We start from the raw sequence: 20,395 nt of genomic DNA on the forward strand, positions 1-20,395 counted from the left end.
AACACAAGTCTCTGAATCGAAAATCCCGCCACGGCAGGCTAACAAGCCGTTCAGACGTCTATACATCCGTTCCGCATGTTGGCACAATACGCAATAACAACGCAACAGGGATTTCACAGACAATGCAAACACTCCGCACCACCAGCTTACAGGTTCGTGACAATCAGCTCTGGATCCTCGATCAGCAGGCGCTGCCGCAGCAAAAAAACTGGCTGCCGGCGCACGATGTGGCGCAGCTGGTTGGGCATATTCACGCCCTGCGCGTGCGCGGCGCGCCGCTGATTGGCCTTTCCGCCTCGCTGCTGCTGGCGCTGCTGGCCGAGGCGGGCGCCAGCCGCGACGCGCTGAGCCAGGCGCTGGAGGTGCTGCGCGCCGCGCGTCCGACGGCGGTCAACCTGATGAATAACCTGGACCGCATGAAGCTGGCGCTGGCGCAGCCCGATTTCGTTGCCGCGCTCAGCCAGGAGGCGCTGCGTCTGGTAGAGGAAGATCGCCAGCTGTGCGACAGCATCGCCGAGGCGGGCAGCGCGCTGGTGCAGCCCGAAAGCCGCCTGCTGACCCACTGCAACACCGGCGGGCTGGCGACGGCGGGCGTCGGCACCGCGCTGGGGGTCATTGCTCGCGCGCATCAGCAGGGCAAGGTGGCGAGCGTCTGGGTGGATGAGACGCGCCCGCTGCTGCAGGGCGGACGGTTAACCGCCTGGGAGCTGGGCGAGCTGGCGATCCCCTATCGGCTGATCGCCGATTCGATGGCGGCCAGCCTGATGGCGAGCGGCCAGGTCGACGCCATCTGGGTCGGCGCGGACCGCATCGCGGCCAACGGCGACGTGGCGAATAAAATCGGCACCTACAGCCTGGCGGTGCTGGCGCGCTACCATCAGATCCCCTTCTACGTCGCCGCGCCGCACACCACGCTGGATCGCCAGTGCGCCAGCGGCCGCGATATTCCTATCGAGCAGCGCGCCGCCAGCGAAGTAACCGCCGTGGCGGGCAGCTTCGGCAGCGTGCAGTGGGCGCCGGAGAATGCGGAGGTCTACAACCCGGCGTTCGACGTGACGCCTGCGGCGCTGATCAGCGGCTGGGTGCTGGATACCGGCGTGGTGACGCCTGAAGCGGTGGCGGCGGGCGTGTTTCAGCCTTAGTCGGGCGCGCGACGCGCGCCCTGATGGCATTACGGCAGGCGCGGATAGGCGTCGGCGATGGCGTCGCCGGTAAAGTGCGCCACCCAGCCCTCCTGATTATCGAAGATACGGATGGCGGTGAAGTTCGGCGAGGATCCCATATCGAACCAGTGCGGCGTGCCCGCCGGCACCGAGATCAGATCGTTTTTCTCACACAGGATCTGATAGACCTGGCCGTCGAGATGCAGGCAGAACAGGCCCGCGCCTTCGACAAAGAACCGCACCTCATCTTCGCCGTGGGTGTGCTCGGAGAGAAACTTCTCGCGCAGCGTCTCTTTTTGCGGGTGGTCGGCGCGCATGCTGATCACGTCCCAGCTCTGATAGCCCTTCTCCGCCACCAGCCGATCGATGGCGTGCTGATAGGCCTCGATCACGTCGGCAGGCTGGGGATTGTCGCCTAAGTCGCGATCCGCCGCCCAGCGCTCAAAGCGCACATTTTTTGCATTCAGCCGCTCGCGGATCATCTCCGCATCGGTACTGTGCCACACCGGCAGCGTGGCTTCGGTATCGGTAAAAATGGTCAATGCACTCATGCTAAAACGACTCCCGAAAAGGTGTTCACCTGATGATGGCGGCTGTCGCTGTCTGCGGGGCCGCGAATTAACTGCACAGTATTCCATCCGGCTTCCGCTGCCGCATCCAGCTCCTGACGAATGTCGGAGAGGAACAGCAGCTGCTCAGCGGGCAGGCCGGTTTGGTCGGCGATAGTGCGGTAGGAAGCGACCTCGCGCTTGGCGCCAACGCGCGTGTCGAAATAGCCGCTAAACAGGTCCGTAATATCACCTTCATCACTGTAGCCAAATAACAGTTTTTGCGCCGCTACCGAACCGGAAGAATAGACGTAGAGCTGAATGCCCTGCTCGCGCCAGGCGCGCAGCGCGGGCAGTACGTCAGGATAGAGATGGCCGGTAAAACGGCCGTTGACGTAGCCGTCGCGCCAGATCATCCCCTGCAGCGCTTTCAGGCCGGTGGATTTACGATCCTCATCCATAAAGCCCAGCAGGATCTGCGTCAGCGCAGCGAGATCGGCGTCGGGCTGCTGCGCCTCCGCGCGCACCGCGTCGAGCGCGGCGGCCACCTCAGGCTGATGCTGCTGCGCGCGGATAAACGCGGCGAGATGCTGGCGCGCGTAGGGGAAAAGCACCTCATGCACAAAGCGAATATCGCTGGTGGTGCCTTCAATATCGGTAACAATGGCGCGGATCATTGGGCCTCCAGCAGGCGACGTTGACGTTCGCATTCAAATAAAAATTCCAGACCTTCCAGATGGCGACGCGCTTCGCTCACGTCCTGGCCCCAGCAGGTTAAGCCGTGGCCGCGCAGCAGAAAACCGTAGCGGAACGGCGTTTCCGCGGCGTATGCCTCAATGCGTCGCGCCAGCGCGTCGATATCCTGGTCGTTATCGAACAGCGGGATCGCCACGGCGTCGAGATGGCTGCGCTGGCCCGCCAGCGACTTCTGCATCTCGTAGCCCGCCAGCCGCAGCGCACGGCCTTTTTCCACGCGTGACAGCACGGTGGCGTTGACCGTATGGGTGTGCAGCACCGCGCCCGCTTCGGGAAACAGCCGGTAAATCAGCGTGTGCAGCCCGGTTTCCGCCGAGGGTTTGCGCCCGGACGGTGCGCGGCTGGTGGCGATCTCCACCTGAATAAAGTCGTCGCGCGTCAGGCTGCCTTTATCCTTGCCCGACTCGCTGAGCAGGCAGAAGCGGGCATCTTCGCGAACCGACATATTGCCGCCGGTGGCGGGCGCCCAGCCTTTGGCGCCGATCCAGTGGCAGGCCGCCACCAGCTGGTCGAGCGGAGAGTGTTCAGACATAGCGTTTCGGGCATCCTGTAGGTGGGTTTTAGACGTCTAAGCGTCTCGATTGCCAAATATTAACATCCTGTTTATAGTGGCTTCAACAAGGGGTTACTCCGCAATGACATTCGCGCTTAAGGCCATTAACCATGACGCAGCCCAACCTGACGCCGGAGAGCAAGCTTCCCGCCCTCGGCACCACCATTTTTACCCAGATGAGCGCACTGGCGCAGCAGCATAACGCCATCAACCTGTCACAAGGCTTTCCCGATTTCGACGGCCCGCGCTATCTGCAGGCGCGCCTGGCGCATCACGTTAGCGAGGGCGCGAACCAGTATGCGCCGATGACCGGCGCGCTGCCGCTGCGCGAGGCGATCGCCGAGAAAACCGCCGAGCTGTACGGCTATCGCCCCGACGTCAACAGCGACATCACCGTGACCGCCGGCGCGACCGAAGCGCTCTATGCGGCGATCACCGCGCTGGTGCGACCGGGCGACGAGGTGATCTGCTTCGACCCGAGCTACGACAGCTATGCGCCCGCCGTGGAGCTGTCGGGCGGCGTGCTGAAACGCATCGCGCTGCAGCCGCCGGGCTTTCGCGTTGACTGGACGGCGTTCGCCGCGCTGCTCTCCCGCAAAACCCGCCTGGTGATCCTCAATACGCCGCACAACCCCTCTGCCACCGTCTGGCGCAGCGCCGATTTCGCCGCGCTGTGGCAGGCGATCGCCGACCAGGAGATCTACGTGCTGAGCGACGAGGTCTATGAGCATATCTGCTTCGACGAGGCGGGCCACGCCAGCGTGCTGGCGCATCCGCAGCTGCGCCAGCGCGCCGTCGCCGTCTCCTCGTTCGGCAAAACCTTTCATATGACCGGCTGGAAGGTGGGCTACAGCGTTGCGCCCGCCGCTATCAGCGCCGAGATCCGCAAGGTGCATCAGTATCTGACCTTCTCGGTCAATACCCCGGCCCAGCTGGCGATCGCCGATATGCTGCGCCACGAGCCGGCGCACTACCGCGAACTCTCCGCCTTTTACCGCGCGCGCCGTGACCGGCTGGCGCAGGCGCTGGAGAGGAGCCGCTTCAAGGTGCTGCCGTGCGAAGGCACCTACTTTCTGCTGGCGGACTACAGCGCCATCTCCGACCTCGACGACGTCAGCTTCTGCCAGTGGCTGACAAAAGAGGTGGGCGTGGCGGCGATCCCGCTGTCGGTGTTCTGCGCCGGGCCGTTTCCGCATAAGCTGATCCGGCTCTGCTTCGCCAAACAGGAGGCGACGCTCGACGCCGCTGCGGAGCGCTTATGTCAGATTTAAACATCACGGTTTTACAGGAAACCCTGCACTGGATGGACGGCGAGGCGAACCTGCGCCACTTCGACGGTGTGCTTGAGGGCATTACGGGCCGCGATCTGATCCTGCTGCCGGAGATGTTCACCACCGGCTTCGCTATGGAGGCGGCGCAGCGCTCGCTGCCGCAGGCGCAGGTGGTGGAGTGGCTGCATAAACACGCCGCGGCAAGCGACGCGCTGGTAGGCGGCAGCGCGGCGATCCAGACCGAGAAAGGCGCGGTGAATCGCTTCCTGCTGGTGGAGCCGGACGGCACGCTGCATCAGTATGACAAGCGCCACCTGTTCCGTATGGCGGACGAGCATCATCACTATCTGCCGGGCGACACGCGCGCGGTGCTACAGTGGCGCGGCTGGCGCATCCTGCCGCAGATCTGCTACGACCTGCGCTTCCCGGTCTTCTCCCGCAACCGCGACGACTACGATCTGGCGCTCTACGTGGCGAACTGGCCGGCGCCGCGCGCCCTGCACTGGCAGGCGCTGCTGCTGGCGCGCGCTATTGAGAATCAGGCCTATGTCGCGGGCTGCAACCGCGTCGGCAGCGACGGCAATCAGCATCACTACAGCGGCGACAGCCAGATTATCTCGCCGCAGGGCGAGATCCTCAGCGCCGCCCAGCCCGGTGCGCAGGCGCGGCTGGATGCGACGCTGTCGCGCGAGGCGCTGGATGCTTATCGCGCCCGCTTCCCGGCGTGGCGCGACGGCGATGCCTTTACGCTGAGCTAGCAACAGGCAAAAAAAAGCCGCAGCGGACAGGCTGCGGCTTTCTCTTTTTTTACCCGATTAGATATCGAAGCGATCCAGATTCATCACTTTGGTCCAGACGGCCACGAAGTCGGTAACGAACTTCTGGTGGGCGTCGCCGCTGGCGTAAACTTCCGCCAGCGCGCGCAGGATGGCATTTGAGCCAAACACCAGGTCAGCGCGGGTGGCGTGGAACTTCACCTCGCCGCTCTGACGGTCGCGCCCTTCAAACAGCTCCTCGCTCTCGTCGGTGGCGCGCCATGCGGTACGCATATCGAGCAGGTTCGAGAAGAAGTCGGTGCTCAGCACGCCGGGACGTTCGGTGAACAGGCCGCGGTCGCTGCCGTCGAAGTTGGTTCCCAGCACGCGCAGACCGCCCAGCAGTACCGTCAACTCCGGCGCGCTCAGGGTCAGCTGCTGCGCTTTATCCAGCAGCAGGGTTTCGGTAGATGAACCGCCCTGCACACGACGATAGTTGCGGAAACCGTCCGCCAGCGGCTGCAGCAGCGCAAAGGAGTCGACGTCAGTCTGATCCTGGCGCGCATCGACGCGGCCCGGCGTAAAGGGCACCTGCACCGCTACGCCCGCCGCCGCGGCCGCCATTTCGACACCGACGTTGCCCGCCAGCACGATAATGTCCGCCAGCGAGGCTTTGCCTGTGGTGTGCTGAATATCCTGCAGCACCGGCAGCACGTCGCGGATCACGCTGGCGTTGACCGCCCACTCTCTCTGCGGCGCCAGCGCCAGACGGGCACCGTTCGCGCCGCCGCGCTTGTCGCCGCCGCGGAAGGTCGACGCAGAGGCCCAGGCAGCGGAAACCAGCTGGCTGACGCTCAGACCAGATGCCGCGATTTTCGCCTTCAGCTCGCTGATGTCGCTCTCGCTCGGCTGATAAATCGCCGCCGGCAGCGGATCCTGCCACAGCAGATCTTCCTTCGGCACTTCCGGGCCAAGGTAGCGCGCTTTCGGCCCCATATCGCGGTGGGTCAGCTTGAACCAGGCGCGGGCGAAGGCTTCGTTAAACGCCTGCGGATCGTTAAGGAAGCGACGGGAGATCTTTTCGAACTCCGGGTCGAAGCGCAGCGTCAGGTCGGTCACCAGCATGGTCGGCTTGCGCTTTTTCTCTGGATCGAACGGATCGGGAATAATCGCGTCGGCGTTGCTCGCCTCAAACTGAATGGCGCCCGCCGGGCTGTGCGTCTGCACCCACTCATATTTGAACAGGTTCTCGAAGAAGTAGTTGCTCCACTGGGTCGGGGTTTGCGTCCAGACCACTTCCAGACCCGACGTAATGGCGTCTGCGCCTGCGCCGCTGCCGTAGCTGCTGCGCCAGCCGAAGCCCTGCGCTTCAATCGGCGAGGCTTCCGGATCGACATCAAGATGGCTGGCCGCGCCCGCGCCGTGGGTTTTACCCAGCGTATGGCCGCCGGCGATCAGCGCCACGATCTCTTCGTCGTTCATGCCCATGTTGCCAAAGGTGGCGCGAATGGCTGGCGCGGCCGAGGCCGGGTTGCCGCTCGCTTCCGGGCCTTCCGGGTTGACGTAGATCAGGCCCATTTCGGTGGCGCCGAGCGGCGCGTTGGCGAGGCTTTCCGGATGACGATGCGCCAGCCATTCGGTCTCGTGGCCCCAGTCCACATCCATATCCGGTTCCCACACGTCTTCACGTCCGGCACCAAAGCCGAAGGTGCGGAAGCCGGCGTTTTCCAGCGAGACGTTGCCCGCGAGAATATAGAGATCGGCCCAGGAAATTTTCTGGCCATACTTCTGTTTCACCGGCCACAGCAGGCGACGCGCTTTATCCAGGCTGACGTTGTCCGGCCAGGAGTTGAGCGGCGCGAAACGCTGCTGACCACGGCCAGAGCCGCCGCGACCGTCGATGGTGCGATAGGTGCCTGCGCTGTGCCATGCCATACGGATAAACAGGCCGATATAGCTGCCCCAGTCGGCTGGCCACCAGGATTGGGAGTCAGTCAGCAGCGCGCGAATGTCCGCTTTCAGCGCCGAATAGTCGAGCTTGCTGAATTCGTCGCGGTAGTTGAAGTCGTCGCTGAGAGGATTGGAACGGCTGGAGTGCTGGTTCAGCAGGTCGACGCGCAGCATGTTAGGCCACCAGTCGCGGTTGGTGGTGCCGCTGCCAGCGCCACGCGCCAGCACGCTTTTCTCTTCAGAGGCGCCGTGGTTAAACGGACATTTACCGGCGTCGGCGCCGCTCTCATTCTGATTTTTTTCTTGCGACGCGCCATGAGGGAAAGGGCATTTACCTGCGGCGTTATTGTTATCTTCGGGCGTGCTCATTATCGGCTCCGTTGGCTTTTGGTTACCCGGCTACGATAGCGTTACACTGCGCCAAACACTATCTGGATACACCAACGGTTTTGATAGCCGCAGGCTTTCAAAATTAGCTTCCGCGATAGGTCGACCACGACCACGGCGAGATGAGAAAAGGCAGATGAAAATGGCTGCCCGCGGCGGCGATCACGAAGTCAATCTGCGCGGAGACGTAGAGCGCGTCGCGGCCATCTGCGGCAAAGTAGTCGCCGATTTCGGCCGTCAGGCGATAGTGGCCCGGCGTCAGCGGCTCCGGCGTTAAGTCGCCGATGCGCCCGTCGCTGTCCGTCTCGCCGTCGGCAACCGGCAGCCAGCCCTCCGGGCTATTCTGCTCAAGGGAGATAGCGACGCCGACCGCCGGTTTGCCCAGCGCGGTGTCGAGAATATGGGTGGTGATGGTGCTCATAGCAGTCTCTCCTTCAGACGCAGCAGGGTGATCTCCCGCAGCTGCTGTAGCGCTTCGCGCGTTTCAGTGGGTTCATCGTGTGTCAGGCGACGCTGAAGCTGCGCCAGCATCTCTTCGCCGCTGCGCCCGCTGGCGCGGATCAGGAAGACGCGGCCGAAGCGCGCTTCATAGGCCTGATTGCCCGCCCGCATCGCCTGCTTCAGCGCCGCGTCGGCGTCGCCCATCGCGGACTGCTCCTGCCGCGACAGTGCCGCCTCTTTCTCTGCGCCGCTGGCGCGTTCGCCAATGCGCGGATGGGCCAGCAGCGCCTGCTCCAGATCGTCGCGGCTCCACGCCTGCGTCAGCCGCTCCGCTTCCGCCAGCAGCGCCGCCAGCGAGGCGAAAGGCCTTGCGGCCGCCAGCGCCTGCTGCCAGCGCGGGATTGCCACGCAGTGGGCGATTGCCGCCTGTGCCGCCGACGCCGGTAGCGCGTTGAAGGTCGCGAGGTTCATGGCGCGCCTCGCTGCGCCAGCTGGCACACGGCGTGCAGATAAGCGCGCACCGCCAGCGCCACGTCCTCGGTCATTACCGCTTCCGCCGGATGGTGGCTGATGCCGCGTTCGTTGCGCACGAACAGCATGCCGACCGGCCAGCGCTCGGCGATGGCGATAGCGTCATGGCCCGCGCCGCTCGGCAGCGCCAGCGTGCGGCCCTGCACCGTCTCCACCGCGCTGCTCAGCGCCTGCTGCAGATCGCTGTCGCAGGCGGTGGCGCTGATGCGGTAATACTCTTCCGCCTCGAAGCGCAGGCCGCGCCGCAGCGCGATCGCCTCGCCCTGAGTCAGCAGGCTCGACAGCAGCCGCTCCAGCGGCAGGTCCTGCGGGCCGCGCACGTCGAGCGACAGCGTCACCTCGCCAGGAATAACGTTGACCGCACCAGGCGCGCAGCTCAGCGTGCCAACCGTGGCCACCAGCTGCGGATCCTGCTCGCGCGTGGTCGCCTCGATAAACACCATCCACTCCGCCGCCGCCGCCAGCGCGTCTTTACGGTGGACCATCGGCACCGTGCCCGCGTGGCCCGCCTCGCCGCTGAAGCGGCAGCTAAGACGGCGCGCGCCGTTGATGGCGGTGACCACACCCAGCGCCAGCCCTTCCTGCTCCAGGCAGGGCCCCTGTTCGATATGCAGTTCAAGATAGGCGACGATGTCGTTCAGGTCACGCGCCGCGCGCGGGATCGCTTCCGCGTCCAGCCCCACGTCCGCCATCGCCTGCGCCACGGTGATGCCGTTGCCGTCTGGATGCGTGGTCCAGCTCTCTGGCCAGCTGCCGGCGATGCCGCGGCTGCCAAGCAGCGTAATGCCGAAGCGCGTGCCCTCTTCGTCGCCGAAGCCGACGATCTCCACCGCCAGCGGCAGGCGCTGCCGCCTCTGATGCAGCCACTGCACGGTTTCAATTGCGGTCAGCACGCCGAGCATGCCGTCGTAGCGACCGGCGTTGCGCACCGTATCGAGATGCGAGCCGAGCAGCAGCGCGGGCGCGCCCTCGCTTGCGCCGTCGTAGCGGCCGCAGATATTGCCGACTTCATCCTGCCAGACGCGCATGCCGGCCTGCGCCATCCACTCGCCGACCTGCGCGTTGGCGCGCAGATGCTGCGGCGAGAGGTAGACGCGCGTCAGCTGATCGGGCGATTCGCTGATCGCCGCCAGCGCGTCACAGCGCGCCATCACCCGTTCGGCGGCGAGCTGCGCCTCAACGGCGTTCATCATCATGCCTCGCTCCCGTAGCGATCCCAGGCCGCCTGCATCGCCGCGCCCTGGGTTGCGCGGAAGCCGACGTGCGTCAGCACCGCCTCCAGCGCCGCCAGCGTGGTCATCACGCAATCTTTACGCGCGTTGTAGCCCATGGTACCGATGCGCCATACCTTGCCGTGCAGCGGCCCGAATGAGGTGCCGATCTCGATGCCGAAATCCTCCAGCATCAGCGCGCGCACCTGGTCGCCGTTGACGCCCTGCGGGATCACCACGCCGAGCACGTTGTTCATCTTGTGCTTCAGGTCGCCGAAGGTTTCCAGCCCCATGCCCTGAATGCCCTTCAGCAGCGCCTCGCCGTGCAGCTTGTGCCGCGCGATACCTGCGTCCAGGCCCTCCTGCAGGATCAGCCGCGCGCACTCGCGCGCGCCGAACAGCGCGCTGGTCGCCTCGGTATGGTGGTTAAGGCGCTCCGGCCCCCAGTAGTCCATGATCATGCCGAGATCGAAATAGTTGGAGTAGATCATCTCTTCGTCGCCGTCCTGATGCGCGGCGGTGCGGATCCCCTCTTCCACGCATTTGCGGCGGCGGATCGCCGCTTCCATCTGCGGGCTGAGGGTGATCGGCGAGGTGCCGGAGGGGCCGCCGAGGCATTTCTGCATCCCGGCCGACACCGCATCCAGCCCCCAGGCGTCGGTTTCCAGCGCGTTGCCGCCGAGCGACGCGGTGGCGTCGGTGTAGAAGAGCACGCCGTACTTCTGGCAGATGGCGCCCAGCTCCGCCAGCGGCTGCAGCATGGTGGTCGAGGTGTCGCCCTGCACCGTCAGCAGCAGGCGCGGCTTCACGCGCTTAATGGCGTCCTCGATCTGATCCGGCGTAAACACCTCGCCCCAGGGCACCTCGATGGTGTGCACCTCGGCGCGACAGCGGCGGGCAATCTCACACAGCAGATGGCCAAAGCGGCCGAATACCGGCACCAGCACCCGATCGCCAGGACGGATCGCCGACAGCAGGATCGCCTCGATCCCGGCGCGCGAGGTGCCGTCGATCAGCAGCGTCCAGCGGTTTTCGGTGCGGAAGACCCCGCGATAAAGCGCCATCACCTCGTTCATATAGTGGGTCATCGCCGGATCGTACTGGCCGATCAGCTGGCTGGACATGGCGCGCAGCACGCGCGGATCGGCGTTGATCGGGCCAGGGCCCATCAGCAGACGCTGCGGCGGATTGATTTGCGGGTAGCGGTTTTCCATGTTGATTTCCTGTCTAAATTAGAGTCGCACCGAGGAGATAAACTGCTTCAGCTCCGGCGTCTGCGGCGCGGCGAACAGGGTTTTGCTGCTGCCCTGCTCCCAGACGCGCCCCTGATGCATAAAGACCACGCGGTCGCCGACGTCGCGGGCGAAGTTCATCTCATGGGTGACGAGGATCAGCGTCATGCCTTCGGCGGCGAGCTGCTCCAGCACTTTCAGCACCTCGCCCACCAGTTCGGGGTCAAGCGCCGAGGTGATCTCGTCGCACAGCAGCACCTTCGGGTTCATCGCCAGCGCGCGGGCGATGGCGACGCGCTGCTGCTGGCCGCCGGAGAGGTTCGCCGGAGAGTAGTCGAGGCGTTCGCCGAGGCCGACTTTCTCCAGCATCTGCGTCGCCAGTGCGCGGCACTCCGCCTCGCTTTTCTTCAGCACGCGGCGCGGCGCCAGCATCACGTTTTCCAGCGCGGTCATATGCGGAAAAAGGTTGAAGTTCTGGAACACCATGCCGACCGAGCGGCTGATGTCGCGCGCCTGAGAATCGCGGTCGGTGATGGTCATGCCGCCCAGCTTGATGCTCCCTTCCTGATAGCCTTCCAGCCCGTTCATGCAGCGCAGCAGCGTGCTTTTGCCCGATCCACTGCGGCCGATTATCGAGATCACTTCGCCCATCTCGATATCGAGATCGACGCCTTTCAGCACGTGATTATCGCCGTAGTACTTCTGCACCTGATTAATGGTGATGAGCGGCATGGAATTTTTTCTCCAGATACTGGCTGTAGCGGGACAGCGGATAACACATCAGGAAGTAGCCCAGCGCGACCAGGCCAAACACCTTAAAGGGCTGATAGGTCACGTTGTTCAAAATGGTGCCGGCTTTGGTCAGTTCGATAAAGCCGATAATCGAGGCGAGCGCGGTGCCTTTGATCACCTGTACGGCGAAGCCCACCGTCGGCGCGATGGCGATGCGGATCGCCTGCGGCGCGATCACCCGGCACAGCGTCTGGCCAAAGCTGAGGCCGAGGCAGCGCGACGCCTCCCACTGCCCTTTCGGCAGCGCGCGAATGCTGCCGAACCAGATATCGAGCAGAAAGGCGCTGGTGTAGAAGGTTAACGCCAGCGAGGCCGCAGTCCAGGGCGCGACGTCGATGCCGAACAGCCCGACACCAAAAAAGGCGAGAAACAGCTGCATCAGCAGCGGCGTGCCCTGAAACAGCTCGGTGTAGCCGCGGATCAGCCGCGTCAGCCACTTACGCTGCAGCAGGCGCAGAAAGAGCAGCGGCAGCGTCACCAGCGTGCCGCCGACAAAGGCGGTCAGCGACAGCAGCAGCGTCCAGCGCGCCGCCAGCAGCAGGTTGCGCAGAATATCCCAGTCGGTAAAGGTGCTCATCATGCCTGCGCTCCCAACCATTTACGTCCCACCGCCAGCAGCACCTGGCGCATGGCGATCGACAACAGCAGATAGATCAGCGTGGTCACCAGATAGACCTCGAAGCTTAAAAAGGTGCGCGACTGGATCAGGTTGGCGGCGAAGGTCAGCTCTTCATAGGAGACCTGCGACACCACCGACGAGCCGAGCATCACGATAATGCACTGGCTCACTAGCGCCGGATAGATGCGCTGCAGCGATGGCGGCAGCACCACGCGCAGAAAGGTTTGCGCGCGCGTCAGCCCCAGCACGCGTCCCGCTTCCCACTGCCCTTTCGGCGTCACCTGAATGCCGGCGCGGATAATTTCGGTGCTGTAGGCGCCGAGGTTAATCAGCATCGCCAGCAGCGCCGCTTCGCCCGCCGTCAGCTTCAGGCCCAGATTGGGCAGGCCGAACACGATAAAAAAGAGCTGCACCACGAACGGGGTGTTGCGGATAATCTCCACGTACAGCCCCCAGAGGCGACTGGCCCAGCCCGGCTGGCCGCTGCGCAGCGCCGCACCGAGGATCCCCAGCCCGACGCCGCCGACGGTAGCCAGCACCGTCAGCTGAATCGTGACCCACAGGCCGGCGAGCAGCTCCGGCCAGTAGGGCAGGAGCGCAGGAAAGTTAAGTTGCCCGAGCATAGCTGGACCTTATGCGCCGAGGCTGGCGGGCAGCGGCGCTTTCAGCCACTCTTCCGACAGCTTGTTCAGCGTGCCGTCTTTGATGCCCTGCTCGATCAGCGCGTCCACCTTCGCCTTCAGCGCCGGCTCATCTTTTTTCAGGCCGATATAGCAGGGCGAATCCTTCAGCATAAACTGCGCCACCGGCGCTTTTTGCGGGTTCTGCCGCGCAATCGCCGCCACCACCAGGTTGCCGGTCGCCACGTACTGCACCTGGCCAGAGAGGTAGGCCGACAGCGTGGTGTTGTTGTCTTCGTAGCGCTTCACCTGCGCCTCTTTCGGCGCCAGGCTGCTCAGCACCATATCTTCCACCGCGCCGCGCGTGACGCCGATGCTCTTGCCGCTCAGCGCCGCCGCGTCTTTCAACGCCTCGCCTTTCGGGCCGAAGACGCCGAGGAAGAACGGTGCATAGGCGCGGCTGAAGTCGATCACTTTTTCACGCTCCGGGTTTTTCCCCATGCTGGAGATCACCAGATCGACCTTATCGGTTTGCAGATAGGGCACGCGGTTGGCGCTGGTGACCGGCACCAGCTGCAACTTAAGTTTCATCTGTTTCGCGAGGTATTTCGCCGTGTCGATATCGTAGCCCTGCGGCTGCAGATCGGTGCCGACCGATCCAAACGGCGGAAAGTCCTGCGGCACCGCCACGCGCAGCACGCCGCGCTTCTCGATATCCTGCAGCTGATCCGCCAGCGCGCTGCCGGTCTGAACCATCAGTAACGCCGCCGCTGCGACCGCCATTAACGTCTTTTTCATTATGCACCCCGGTAAGTTGACCTGAAACAAAAGATTCTTGTTTATGTGATTTGCAACTAATGTGCCAACCCCGGCGCTAGCAAGCGCGCCGGGAAAAAGGGGATTATTCGCCTTACAGGCGGCTTCCCGGCGGCGGCAGCGAGAGATCATAATGAGGCAAAGCACCAAAATGGTGCTCTTTAGCGGTGCTCCAGCTCGTCCAGCTGCTGGTAGAGATCGGCGATCTGATGAATGCGCTGGCGGCCCTGCGACAGCATTTCATGCAGCAGCGCGTTGGCCAGCAGGTTAATCAAACTCATCGCCGAGGCGTAGCTGTCGAAGGCGGAGACGCTGTCGAGCGGCGCGCAGAGCTGCCAGCGCGCCAGCCCAGTCACCGACTGCGCCTGCGGCTCGCACAGCATCAGCAGCGGGATCTGGCGCTGCTGCAGCAGCTGCATCAGCGGTCGGATCAGGCGCGTGCGGCGGCGAAACGCCATCACCACCACCATATCGTCAGGGGTGATATCCACCACCTCTTCCGCCAGCGTCTGTCCCGGCTGCGGCAGGATAATCACGTCGCGGCGCGCCTGCAGCAGCTGCTGGCGCAGGTGCAGCGCCAGCGGCCAGGAGTTGCGCATGCCGATAATGAAAATGCGTTTCGCCTGCGTCATCTGCTGCACCGCCTCGCTAAACTGCTGCGCGTCGAGCGTGTTGACCCACTGCGTCAGGTTTGCCATCTCCTGCTTGTAGTGGCGCGCCAGCAGCGTGTTGCCCTGCACCGCGTCGCGATTGTCGGTCAGCGGCATGCCGCTCTGGCGCAGGGTGCGCAGCTCGTCGCGCATATCTTTATATTTGTCGTAGCCCAGCCGCCGGAACAAGCGGCTGACGGTGGCCTTCGACACGCCGCTGAGCCTTGCCAGCTCGGCGCTGTTATAGCTGATCAGATCGTCGAAATGGTCAAAGACGAAATCCGCAATGCGCTGCTCCTGCGGTGACAGCTGCGGATAGTGGCTTCTGAGTCGTTCATCAAGCTGTTTCATGCGTCGTCCTGTAACTTTTGTTTCAGCAGAAGCTAGCATAATTCGATCCAGGTTACCGCCGCACCGCGCCCGCGCAAAAAACTGGAACGGCTCTTGCTTGAGAGTTCCCTCCTCTACCCGATGAAAAGAGTGATTATGATCCAGAGCAATATGGCTCCGCTCGGCATGGCGGTGGCGCCGCATCACCTGGCGAGCGAGAGCGCGCTGGCGGTGCTGCGCGACGGCGGCAATGCGATTGAGGCGATGGTCGCCGCCGCTGCCACTATCGCCGTGGTCTATCCCCATATGAACGGTCTCGGCGGCGACGGCTTCTGGCTGGTGCTGCCGCCCAACGGCGATCCGGTTGCTATCGACGCCAGCGGCGCGGCAGGCTCGCTGGCCACTATCGATTTCTATCGCGGCGAACGCGCCATTCCGCATCGCGGACCGGCCGCCGCGCTGACGGTGGCCGGCACGGTCAGCGGCTGGCAGGAGGCGCTGACGCTCTCCGGCGAGCTGGGCGGCGAGCCGCTGCCGCTGCCGCGCCTGCTGCGCGACGCGATCCGCTACGCCGCCGACGGTATTCCGGTGACCGCCTCGCAGGCGGCCGCCACCACCGCGAAGCAGCATGAGCTGGCGCATCAGCCCGGCTTCGCCGCCACCTTTCTGCCGGACGGCGACGCGCCGCGTCCCGGCAGCCGCTTTACCCAGCCGGCGCTGGCGCAGACGCTGAGCCTGCTGAGCGAGCAGGGCCTCGACAGCTTTTATCGCGGCGAGCTGGCGAACCATCTGGCGCGCGAAATGGTGGCGCTCGGCATGCCGGTGACGCTGGCGGATCTGCAGCAGCAGCGCGCGCGTCGCTGCACGCCGCTGCACGTGGCGCACAGCGAAGGCGACCTGTGGAATATCGCGCCGCCAACGCAGGGGCTGGTGTCGCTGGCGATCCTCGGCGTGACCGACCATCTGGCGATGGCGCAGGCTGACGAAGCGCAGACGGTGCACCGCATCGTGGAGGCGACGAAAAAAGCCTTTGCGCTGCGCGACGCCCATCTCACCGATCCGCGCGATATGCGCTGCGAGGCGCAGTCGCTGCTGACCCAGGATCACTTCGCCACGCTGGCGAGCCAGGTGAGCGAGACGCAGGCCGCGCCCTGGGGAACCGGGCGTGGTCCCGGCGACACGGTGTGGATGGGCGTGATGGACAGCAGCGGCCTCGCCGTCTCCTTTATTCAAAGCATCTACCACGAGTTCGGCAGCGGCGTGGTGATCCCCGGCACCGGGATTACCTGGCAGAATCGCGGCGCGGCCTTCAGCCTCGACGCAGATCACCTGCTGGCGCTGGCGCCGGGCAAGCAGCCGTTCCATACCCTCAATCCCGCCGCCGCGCGCCTGAAAGATGGCCGCACCCTGGTTTACGGCGCGATGGGCGGCGATGGCCAGCCGCAAACCCAGGCGGCGATCTTTACCCGCCATGTGATTCAGGGCATGCCGCTGCAGCAGGCGGTGAGCGCGCCGCGCTGGCTGCTGGGACGCACCTGGGGCAACGCCTCCGACTCGCTCAAGCTGGAGGGCCGCTTTGCGCCGGAGAGCGTCGCCAGGCTGCGCCAGCTGGGGCACGAGGTCGAGCTGCTGCCCGACTTCAGCGAAGCGGTAGGACACGCCGGCGCCATCGTGCGCCACAACAACGGCATGCTGGAAGGCGCATGCGATCCGCGCAGCAACGGCAGCGCGAGCGGTTTCTGACAGGAGAAAAAAGATGGAGCAGACAACAGACTGGGCGCGCTATCTGGCGCAGATGGAGCAGCTGCTGGCGCTGGAGCTGGACGAGGCGCGCCGCGCCGAACTGGTGATTCAGCTAGAGCGCATCGCCACGCTGGCCGCGCCGCTGATGGCCTTCCCGCTTGACGACCGGCTGGAAGTGGCGGGAGTGTTTCATCCATGAACCTCAGCGAATTTTCTATCCAGGCGCTGCAGCAGGCGATTCAGCGCGGCGATCTCAGCGCGCGCGAGGTGGCGCAGCTGACCCTGCAAGGGATTGAGCGCCAGCGCGCGATTAACGCCTGGACCGAGATCACCACAGAACGCATGCTGCGCGAGGCGGACGCCATCGACGCGCAGCGGCGACGCGGCGAGGATCTGCCGCCGCTGGCGGGCGTGCCCTACGCGGTGAAAAACCTGTTCGACGTGGCGGACCACACCACGCTGGCGGGCGCCGCCCTGTTTCAGGATCGACCGGCGGCGACGCAGGACGCCTGGGCGGTCAGCCGCCTGAGCCGCGCCGGCGCGCTGCTCTCCGGCATGCTGAATATGGACGCCTATGCCTACGGATTCACCACCGAGAACAGCCATTTCGGCGCCACGCGCAACCCGCATGACATGACGCGGGTCGCCGGCGGCTCGTCGGGCGGCTCTGCGGCGGCGGTCGCGGCCGGGCTGGCGCACTTCTCGCTCGGCACCGACACCAACGGCTCGATTCGCGTGCCCGCGTCGCTGTGCGGCATCTTCGGCCTGAAGCCGACCTTTGGCCGGCTGTCGCGCAGCGGCAGCCATCCCTTTGTCGCCAGCCTCGATCATATCGGCCCTTTCGCGCGCCGCGTCGAGGATCTGGCGCTGGTGTATGACATGCTGCAGGGGCATGACCCGCAGGACGCATTCCAGGCGAATCGCCCCGCCGATCCGGCGCAGCTCGGGCTGGAAGAGCGCGGCCAGCGCTGTGCGCTGCTGGGCGGCTTTTTCTCTACCTGGTGCGACGACGACGCGCGCGACGCGCTGGCACAGGCCGCGCGGGCGCTGGATATCCAGGATGAGGTAACGCTGCCGGAAGCGGAGCTGGCGCGCTCGGCGGCCTTTATCCTGACCGCCTGCGAGGGCGGCAACCACTATCTGCCCGCGCTGCGCGCCTCGCCGGAGCGGTTCGAACCCGCCTCGCGCGAGCGGCTGCTGGCGGGCGCGATGCTGCCCGCCGCCTGGTATGTGCAGGCGCAGCGCTTCCGCCGCCACTTTCAGCAGCAGGTGCTGCCGCTGTTCAGTCGGTTCGACGTGCTGATCGCCCCCGCGACGCCCTGCGCCGCGCCGCTGATCGGCCAGGAAACGATCGCGGTCAACGGCACGCATCTGCCGACGCGCGCCAGTATGGGCATGCTGACGCAGCCGATCTCCTTCCTCGGCCTGCCGGTGTGCAGCGTGCCGCTGGCGACGAAAAGCGGTCTGCCGATTGGGCTACAGCTGATCGCCGCGCCCTTTAACGAAGCCGCTGCGCTGCGCGTCGCCTTTGCGCTGGAGCAGCAGGGTATAACCTCTCTGGGTAAACCGAATGAACAGTGAAGAGATTAATCTGCCGCACGTGGTGGCGGAGGTGACCGCCGCTTTTTATCGCTATGAGCAGGCGCTGGTGAGCAATGATATCGAGACGCTGGACGCGCTCTTCTGGCACGACGAACGCACCGTGCGTCTCGGCGCGGGCGAGAACCTCTACGGCATCGAGCAGATCCGCGCCTTTCGCGCCCAGCGTCCCGCCGCCGGGCTGGCGCGCACCCTGCGCAACAGCGTTATCACTACCTTCGGCGACGACTTTGCGGTTTGCAGCACCGAGTTCACGCGTGACGGCACGACAAAAATCGGCCGTCAGCAGCAGAGCTGGGTCAGGCTGCCGCAGGGCTGGCGCATTGTCGCCGCGCAGGTCAGCTTGATGAGCGAAGGCTAGCCTGACGCTGCGCCGCAATGGTTTCAGCCTGCTGCAGCAGCTGCTGGAGATCGTCTTCGTCAATATCCAGCAGCTGGCCACTTTCCAGCGCCTGATGCAGGTCGTCGCGGGTAATCGGCACCGCCAGCGTGACCGGCTCCGGCTTCGCCTCGGTGGCGGCCAGCGGATGCGGATAGCGCCGCCCCGCCAGGTTGTTGAAGAGGATCGCCAGCAGCGCCAGGCAGAGGGAGTTAAGCAGCACCGGCGTCAGAATATAGTGGTAGCCCAGCTGATGAACGCTGCCGCCGCCGAGGATCGCGGTTAGCGCCACCGCGCCGCTGGGCGGATGCAGGCAGCGCAGCTGAAACATCGCGGCGATGGCGAGGCAGGCGGCGACGCCACAGGCCAGCGGCGCATAGGGGATGGTCATGGCGGCGGTCACGCCGATCGCCGCCGCCACCATATTGCCGCCGACAATCGACCAGGGCTGGGCCAGCGGGCTGTTGGGCAGGCCAAACAGCAGCACGGCAGAGGCGCCCATTGGCGCAACAAACCAGAGATTAACCTGCCCCAGCAGCCAGTGGCTGATCAGGCTGGTGATGGTCAGCCCAAACCCGGCGCCGACGCTGGCGATAACTATCTGTTTTTTCGCGACCGGCAGCGGATGCGGCCAGAAGCGGGCAAGAAACGTGCGCAGCGCGCCTCTCCTTTTCGCCTGCGGCGATGTAGTCATGTTCACGACGCTTAGTCATAAGAAAAAATTATGGAAGCGGCGATTGTCGCTGATTGATTTGGCGCGAACAACCGCCGCTTTTAGCCGACGTTGAGGATTCGGAATAATACGCAGGGCTGGCGCGCGGCCAGCCCATCCGGCTAGTTGACGACCGGATTTTTTTTCAGCGACAGCGCTGAGAGAAAGGTTTCGTCGAGCTGCAGATGCTGCGCCACCAGCTCGCGCGGCGTGCTGGCAAGCCACTGGTTCAGGGAGATATCGGCGTAGTAATCGCTTTTGAACAGCTCCAGAAAGCGCAGCGGCCCGCTGCCGGTGTTCTCGATATAGTGTCCCATGGCGAAAGGCACATAGCCGACGTCGCCCGCCCGGTAATCAAAGGTTCTCGCCTGGCCCGACGAGGCGAACACGCCCATGCGCCCCTCGCCTTCCAGATAGTATTGCCACTCGTCGTTATTGGGATGCCAGTGCAGTTCGCGCATGCCGCCTGGCGCAATCTCCACCAGCGCGGCGGCAATGGTTTTCGACACCGGAAAAGTCGAAGAGTCGGTAATGCGCACCGTGCCGCCCGGCGCGTTGATGGGCGCCTGCGCCAGCATACGATGGGTGAAGCGGCGTTTCGATTTCGGCGCGCCCTGAATCGCGTCCGAGGCCAGGCTACCCGGCACCTTGCCAGCGAAAATATACTCATCGTCCGGCGACGGAAGTTTTGCAAAGGTTGAGACCGGCACGCTGAAGTTTTTCGCCAGAATGTCAGGCGGAATATGTTTGAACCAGTCCGACAGCAGGAAGGTGCTGTCTTCGTCAAAGCCGCCGCTGTCGAAGGCAAGCAAAAACTCGCAGCCGTCCGGCCCCAGTCCCTGAATCGAATGCGGAATGCCCGGCGGAAAGTACCAGAGGTCGCCGACGCCGATATCGTCAACGAACCAGCCGCCGTCGCTGTCAAAGGCGGTCACGCGCGCATTGCCGAAGGTCATATAGGCCCATTCGCCCTCCTTATGCCAGTGCAGCTCGCGGATGCCGCCGGCGTTAAGGCGCATATCGACACCGGCGATGGTAGTGGAGATGCCCAGCTCGCGCTGCGTCACCTGACGCGTCCAGCCGCCGCTGCCCTTGCGCACGTGGGCGTCGCTGAACGAGAAGCGCAGGTTGGGCAGCGTGCCGCTGTCGGTGGCGGGCGGATTGACGATATCGGGATTTTGCCCCTCGCGCGCGGCATCGTGCGGGCCGGGATCGCGCGGCGTGTTGGCGGGCCATGAGGCGATGGCGTCGTGGGCGTGCACCTGGCCTGCCGCCAGCGCCACTGTGCCACCGGCCGCGAACGCCATAAAATGCCTTCTGGAGAGTTTGCTCATCAA

Annotated in this window: 22 protein-coding genes; 7 read left to right on the plus strand and 15 right to left on the minus strand. The window is 64.7% G+C overall.

The window, feature by feature from the left end; genetic code table 11:
* The first annotated feature begins 122 nt into the window (after positions 1 to 122).
* Positions 123 to 1,142 carry an S-methyl-5-thioribose-1-phosphate isomerase gene (gene mtnA, locus MC269_RS14690; RefSeq protein ID WP_239952849.1) on the plus strand — a complete coding sequence of 340 codons (1,020 nt, stop codon included), beginning with the start codon at positions 123 to 125 and terminating at the stop codon, positions 1,140 to 1,142.
* A 29-nt stretch (positions 1,143 to 1,171) separates the two neighbouring features.
* Here mtnA and MC269_RS14695 read toward each other — a convergent pair whose 3' ends face one another.
* The 3 genes from MC269_RS14695 to MC269_RS14705 are packed head-to-tail and all read right to left on the minus strand — an operon-like array spanning position 1,172 to position 2,999.
* Positions 1,172 to 1,714: an acireductone dioxygenase gene (locus MC269_RS14695; RefSeq protein ID WP_081141213.1), complete on the minus strand. Its 543-nt coding sequence runs from the start codon at positions 1,712 to 1,714 to the stop codon at positions 1,172 to 1,174.
* On the minus strand, positions 1,711 to 2,388 hold the full coding sequence (mtnC, locus tag MC269_RS14700) for an acireductone synthase (RefSeq protein WP_239952850.1): 678 nt from the start codon (positions 2,386 to 2,388) through the stop codon (positions 1,711 to 1,713). Before mtnC ends, MC269_RS14695 begins: the two co-directional genes overlap by 4 nt.
* Complete coding sequence (locus MC269_RS14705) at positions 2,385 to 2,999, minus strand: methylthioribulose 1-phosphate dehydratase (RefSeq protein ID WP_239952851.1); 615 nt, start codon at positions 2,997 to 2,999, stop codon at positions 2,385 to 2,387. The genes mtnC and MC269_RS14705 overlap by 4 nt, the downstream gene beginning before the upstream one ends.
* Positions 3,000 to 3,130: 131 nt before the next feature.
* Between MC269_RS14705 and MC269_RS14710 the strand changes: the two genes are divergently transcribed.
* Together MC269_RS14710 and MC269_RS14715 are read left to right on the plus strand one after the other, a co-directional pair.
* Positions 3,131 to 4,291 carry a pyridoxal phosphate-dependent aminotransferase gene (locus MC269_RS14710; RefSeq protein ID WP_239952852.1) on the plus strand — a complete coding sequence of 387 codons (1,161 nt, stop codon included), beginning with the start codon at positions 3,131 to 3,133 and terminating at the stop codon, positions 4,289 to 4,291.
* Positions 4,279 to 5,049: an amidohydrolase gene (locus MC269_RS14715; RefSeq protein ID WP_239952853.1), complete on the plus strand. Its 771-nt coding sequence runs from the start codon at positions 4,279 to 4,281 to the stop codon at positions 5,047 to 5,049. The genes MC269_RS14710 and MC269_RS14715 overlap by 13 nt, the downstream gene beginning before the upstream one ends.
* Positions 5,050 to 5,106: 57 nt before the next feature.
* Here MC269_RS14715 and katG read toward each other — a convergent pair whose 3' ends face one another.
* The 10 genes from katG to hpxU form a co-directional block, all read right to left on the minus strand.
* Entirely contained in the window at positions 5,107 to 7,365 is a 2,259-nt protein-coding gene (gene katG / locus MC269_RS14720; protein WP_239952854.1) for a catalase/peroxidase HPI, read from the minus strand.
* 103 nt (positions 7,366 to 7,468) lie between these two features.
* On the minus strand, positions 7,469 to 7,804 hold the full coding sequence (uraH, locus tag MC269_RS14725) for a hydroxyisourate hydrolase (RefSeq protein WP_081141219.1): 336 nt from the start codon (positions 7,802 to 7,804) through the stop codon (positions 7,469 to 7,471).
* Entirely contained in the window at positions 7,801 to 8,295 is a 495-nt protein-coding gene (gene uraD, locus MC269_RS14730) for a 2-oxo-4-hydroxy-4-carboxy-5-ureidoimidazoline decarboxylase (RefSeq protein WP_239952855.1), read from the minus strand. The genes uraH and uraD overlap by 4 nt, the downstream gene beginning before the upstream one ends.
* Complete coding sequence (gene hpxK / locus MC269_RS14735; RefSeq protein ID WP_239952856.1) at positions 8,292 to 9,551, minus strand: allantoate amidohydrolase; 1,260 nt, start codon at positions 9,549 to 9,551, stop codon at positions 8,292 to 8,294. The genes uraD and hpxK overlap by 4 nt, the downstream gene beginning before the upstream one ends.
* Positions 9,548 to 10,780, minus strand: a complete 1,233-nt coding sequence (locus MC269_RS14740; RefSeq protein WP_081141222.1) for an alanine--glyoxylate aminotransferase family protein — start codon at positions 10,778 to 10,780, stop codon at positions 9,548 to 9,550. The genes hpxK and MC269_RS14740 overlap by 4 nt, the downstream gene beginning before the upstream one ends.
* Before the next feature lie 18 nt (positions 10,781 to 10,798).
* Positions 10,799 to 11,530: an amino acid ABC transporter ATP-binding protein gene (locus MC269_RS14745; RefSeq protein WP_033752862.1), complete on the minus strand. Its 732-nt coding sequence runs from the start codon at positions 11,528 to 11,530 to the stop codon at positions 10,799 to 10,801.
* The gene (locus tag MC269_RS14750; protein WP_081141223.1) at positions 11,511 to 12,167 is read right to left on the minus strand and encodes an amino acid ABC transporter permease; all 657 of its coding nucleotides are present in this window, start codon (positions 12,165 to 12,167) and stop codon (positions 11,511 to 11,513) included. Before MC269_RS14750 ends, MC269_RS14745 begins: the two co-directional genes overlap by 20 nt.
* Positions 12,167 to 12,832: an amino acid ABC transporter permease gene (locus MC269_RS14755; protein WP_239952857.1), complete on the minus strand. Its 666-nt coding sequence runs from the start codon at positions 12,830 to 12,832 to the stop codon at positions 12,167 to 12,169. The genes MC269_RS14750 and MC269_RS14755 overlap by 1 nt, the downstream gene beginning before the upstream one ends.
* Positions 12,833 to 12,841: 9 nt before the next feature.
* Entirely contained in the window at positions 12,842 to 13,627 is a 786-nt protein-coding gene (locus tag MC269_RS14760) for a transporter substrate-binding domain-containing protein (protein WP_239952858.1), read from the minus strand.
* 179 nt (positions 13,628 to 13,806) lie between these two features.
* Positions 13,807 to 14,646, minus strand: coding sequence for a MurR/RpiR family transcriptional regulator HpxU (gene hpxU / locus MC269_RS14765; RefSeq protein WP_239952859.1), 840 nt, complete (start codon positions 14,644 to 14,646; stop codon positions 13,807 to 13,809).
* 135 nt (positions 14,647 to 14,781) lie between these two features.
* On the opposite strand from hpxU, the gene MC269_RS14770 reads away from it, so the two are divergent.
* Genes MC269_RS14770 through hpxZ form a run of 4 tightly spaced genes read left to right on the plus strand, consistent with a single transcriptional unit; the run spans position 14,782 to position 18,328 of the window.
* The gene (locus MC269_RS14770) at positions 14,782 to 16,368 is read left to right on the plus strand and encodes a gamma-glutamyltransferase family protein (RefSeq protein WP_239952860.1); all 1,587 of its coding nucleotides are present in this window, start codon (positions 14,782 to 14,784) and stop codon (positions 16,366 to 16,368) included.
* 13 nt (positions 16,369 to 16,381) lie between these two features.
* On the plus strand, positions 16,382 to 16,567 hold the full coding sequence (gene hpxX, locus MC269_RS14775; protein ID WP_239952861.1) for an oxalurate catabolism protein HpxX: 186 nt from the start codon (positions 16,382 to 16,384) through the stop codon (positions 16,565 to 16,567).
* Complete coding sequence (locus MC269_RS14780; RefSeq protein ID WP_239952862.1) at positions 16,564 to 17,949, plus strand: AtzE family amidohydrolase; 1,386 nt, start codon at positions 16,564 to 16,566, stop codon at positions 17,947 to 17,949. The genes hpxX and MC269_RS14780 overlap by 4 nt, the downstream gene beginning before the upstream one ends.
* Positions 17,939 to 18,328, plus strand: a complete 390-nt coding sequence (hpxZ, locus tag MC269_RS14785; RefSeq protein WP_239952863.1) for an oxalurate catabolism protein HpxZ — start codon at positions 17,939 to 17,941, stop codon at positions 18,326 to 18,328. Before MC269_RS14780 ends, hpxZ begins: the two co-directional genes overlap by 11 nt.
* Here hpxZ and MC269_RS14790 read toward each other — a convergent pair.
* Positions 18,306 to 19,040, minus strand: coding sequence for an HPP family protein (locus MC269_RS14790; RefSeq protein ID WP_239952864.1), 735 nt, complete (start codon positions 19,038 to 19,040; stop codon positions 18,306 to 18,308). The two genes, hpxZ and MC269_RS14790, sit on opposite strands and share 23 nt — an antisense overlap.
* Before the next feature lie 140 nt (positions 19,041 to 19,180).
* The gene (locus MC269_RS14795; RefSeq protein ID WP_239952865.1) at positions 19,181 to 20,392 is read right to left on the minus strand and encodes a cupin domain-containing protein; all 1,212 of its coding nucleotides are present in this window, start codon (positions 20,390 to 20,392) and stop codon (positions 19,181 to 19,183) included.
* Between the last annotated feature and the right edge of the window lie 3 nt (positions 20,393 to 20,395).

The sequence above is a fragment of the Pantoea sp. Z09 genome (assembly GCF_022394795.1).
Lineage (GTDB): Bacteria > Pseudomonadota > Gammaproteobacteria > Enterobacterales > Enterobacteriaceae > Pantoea > Pantoea latae.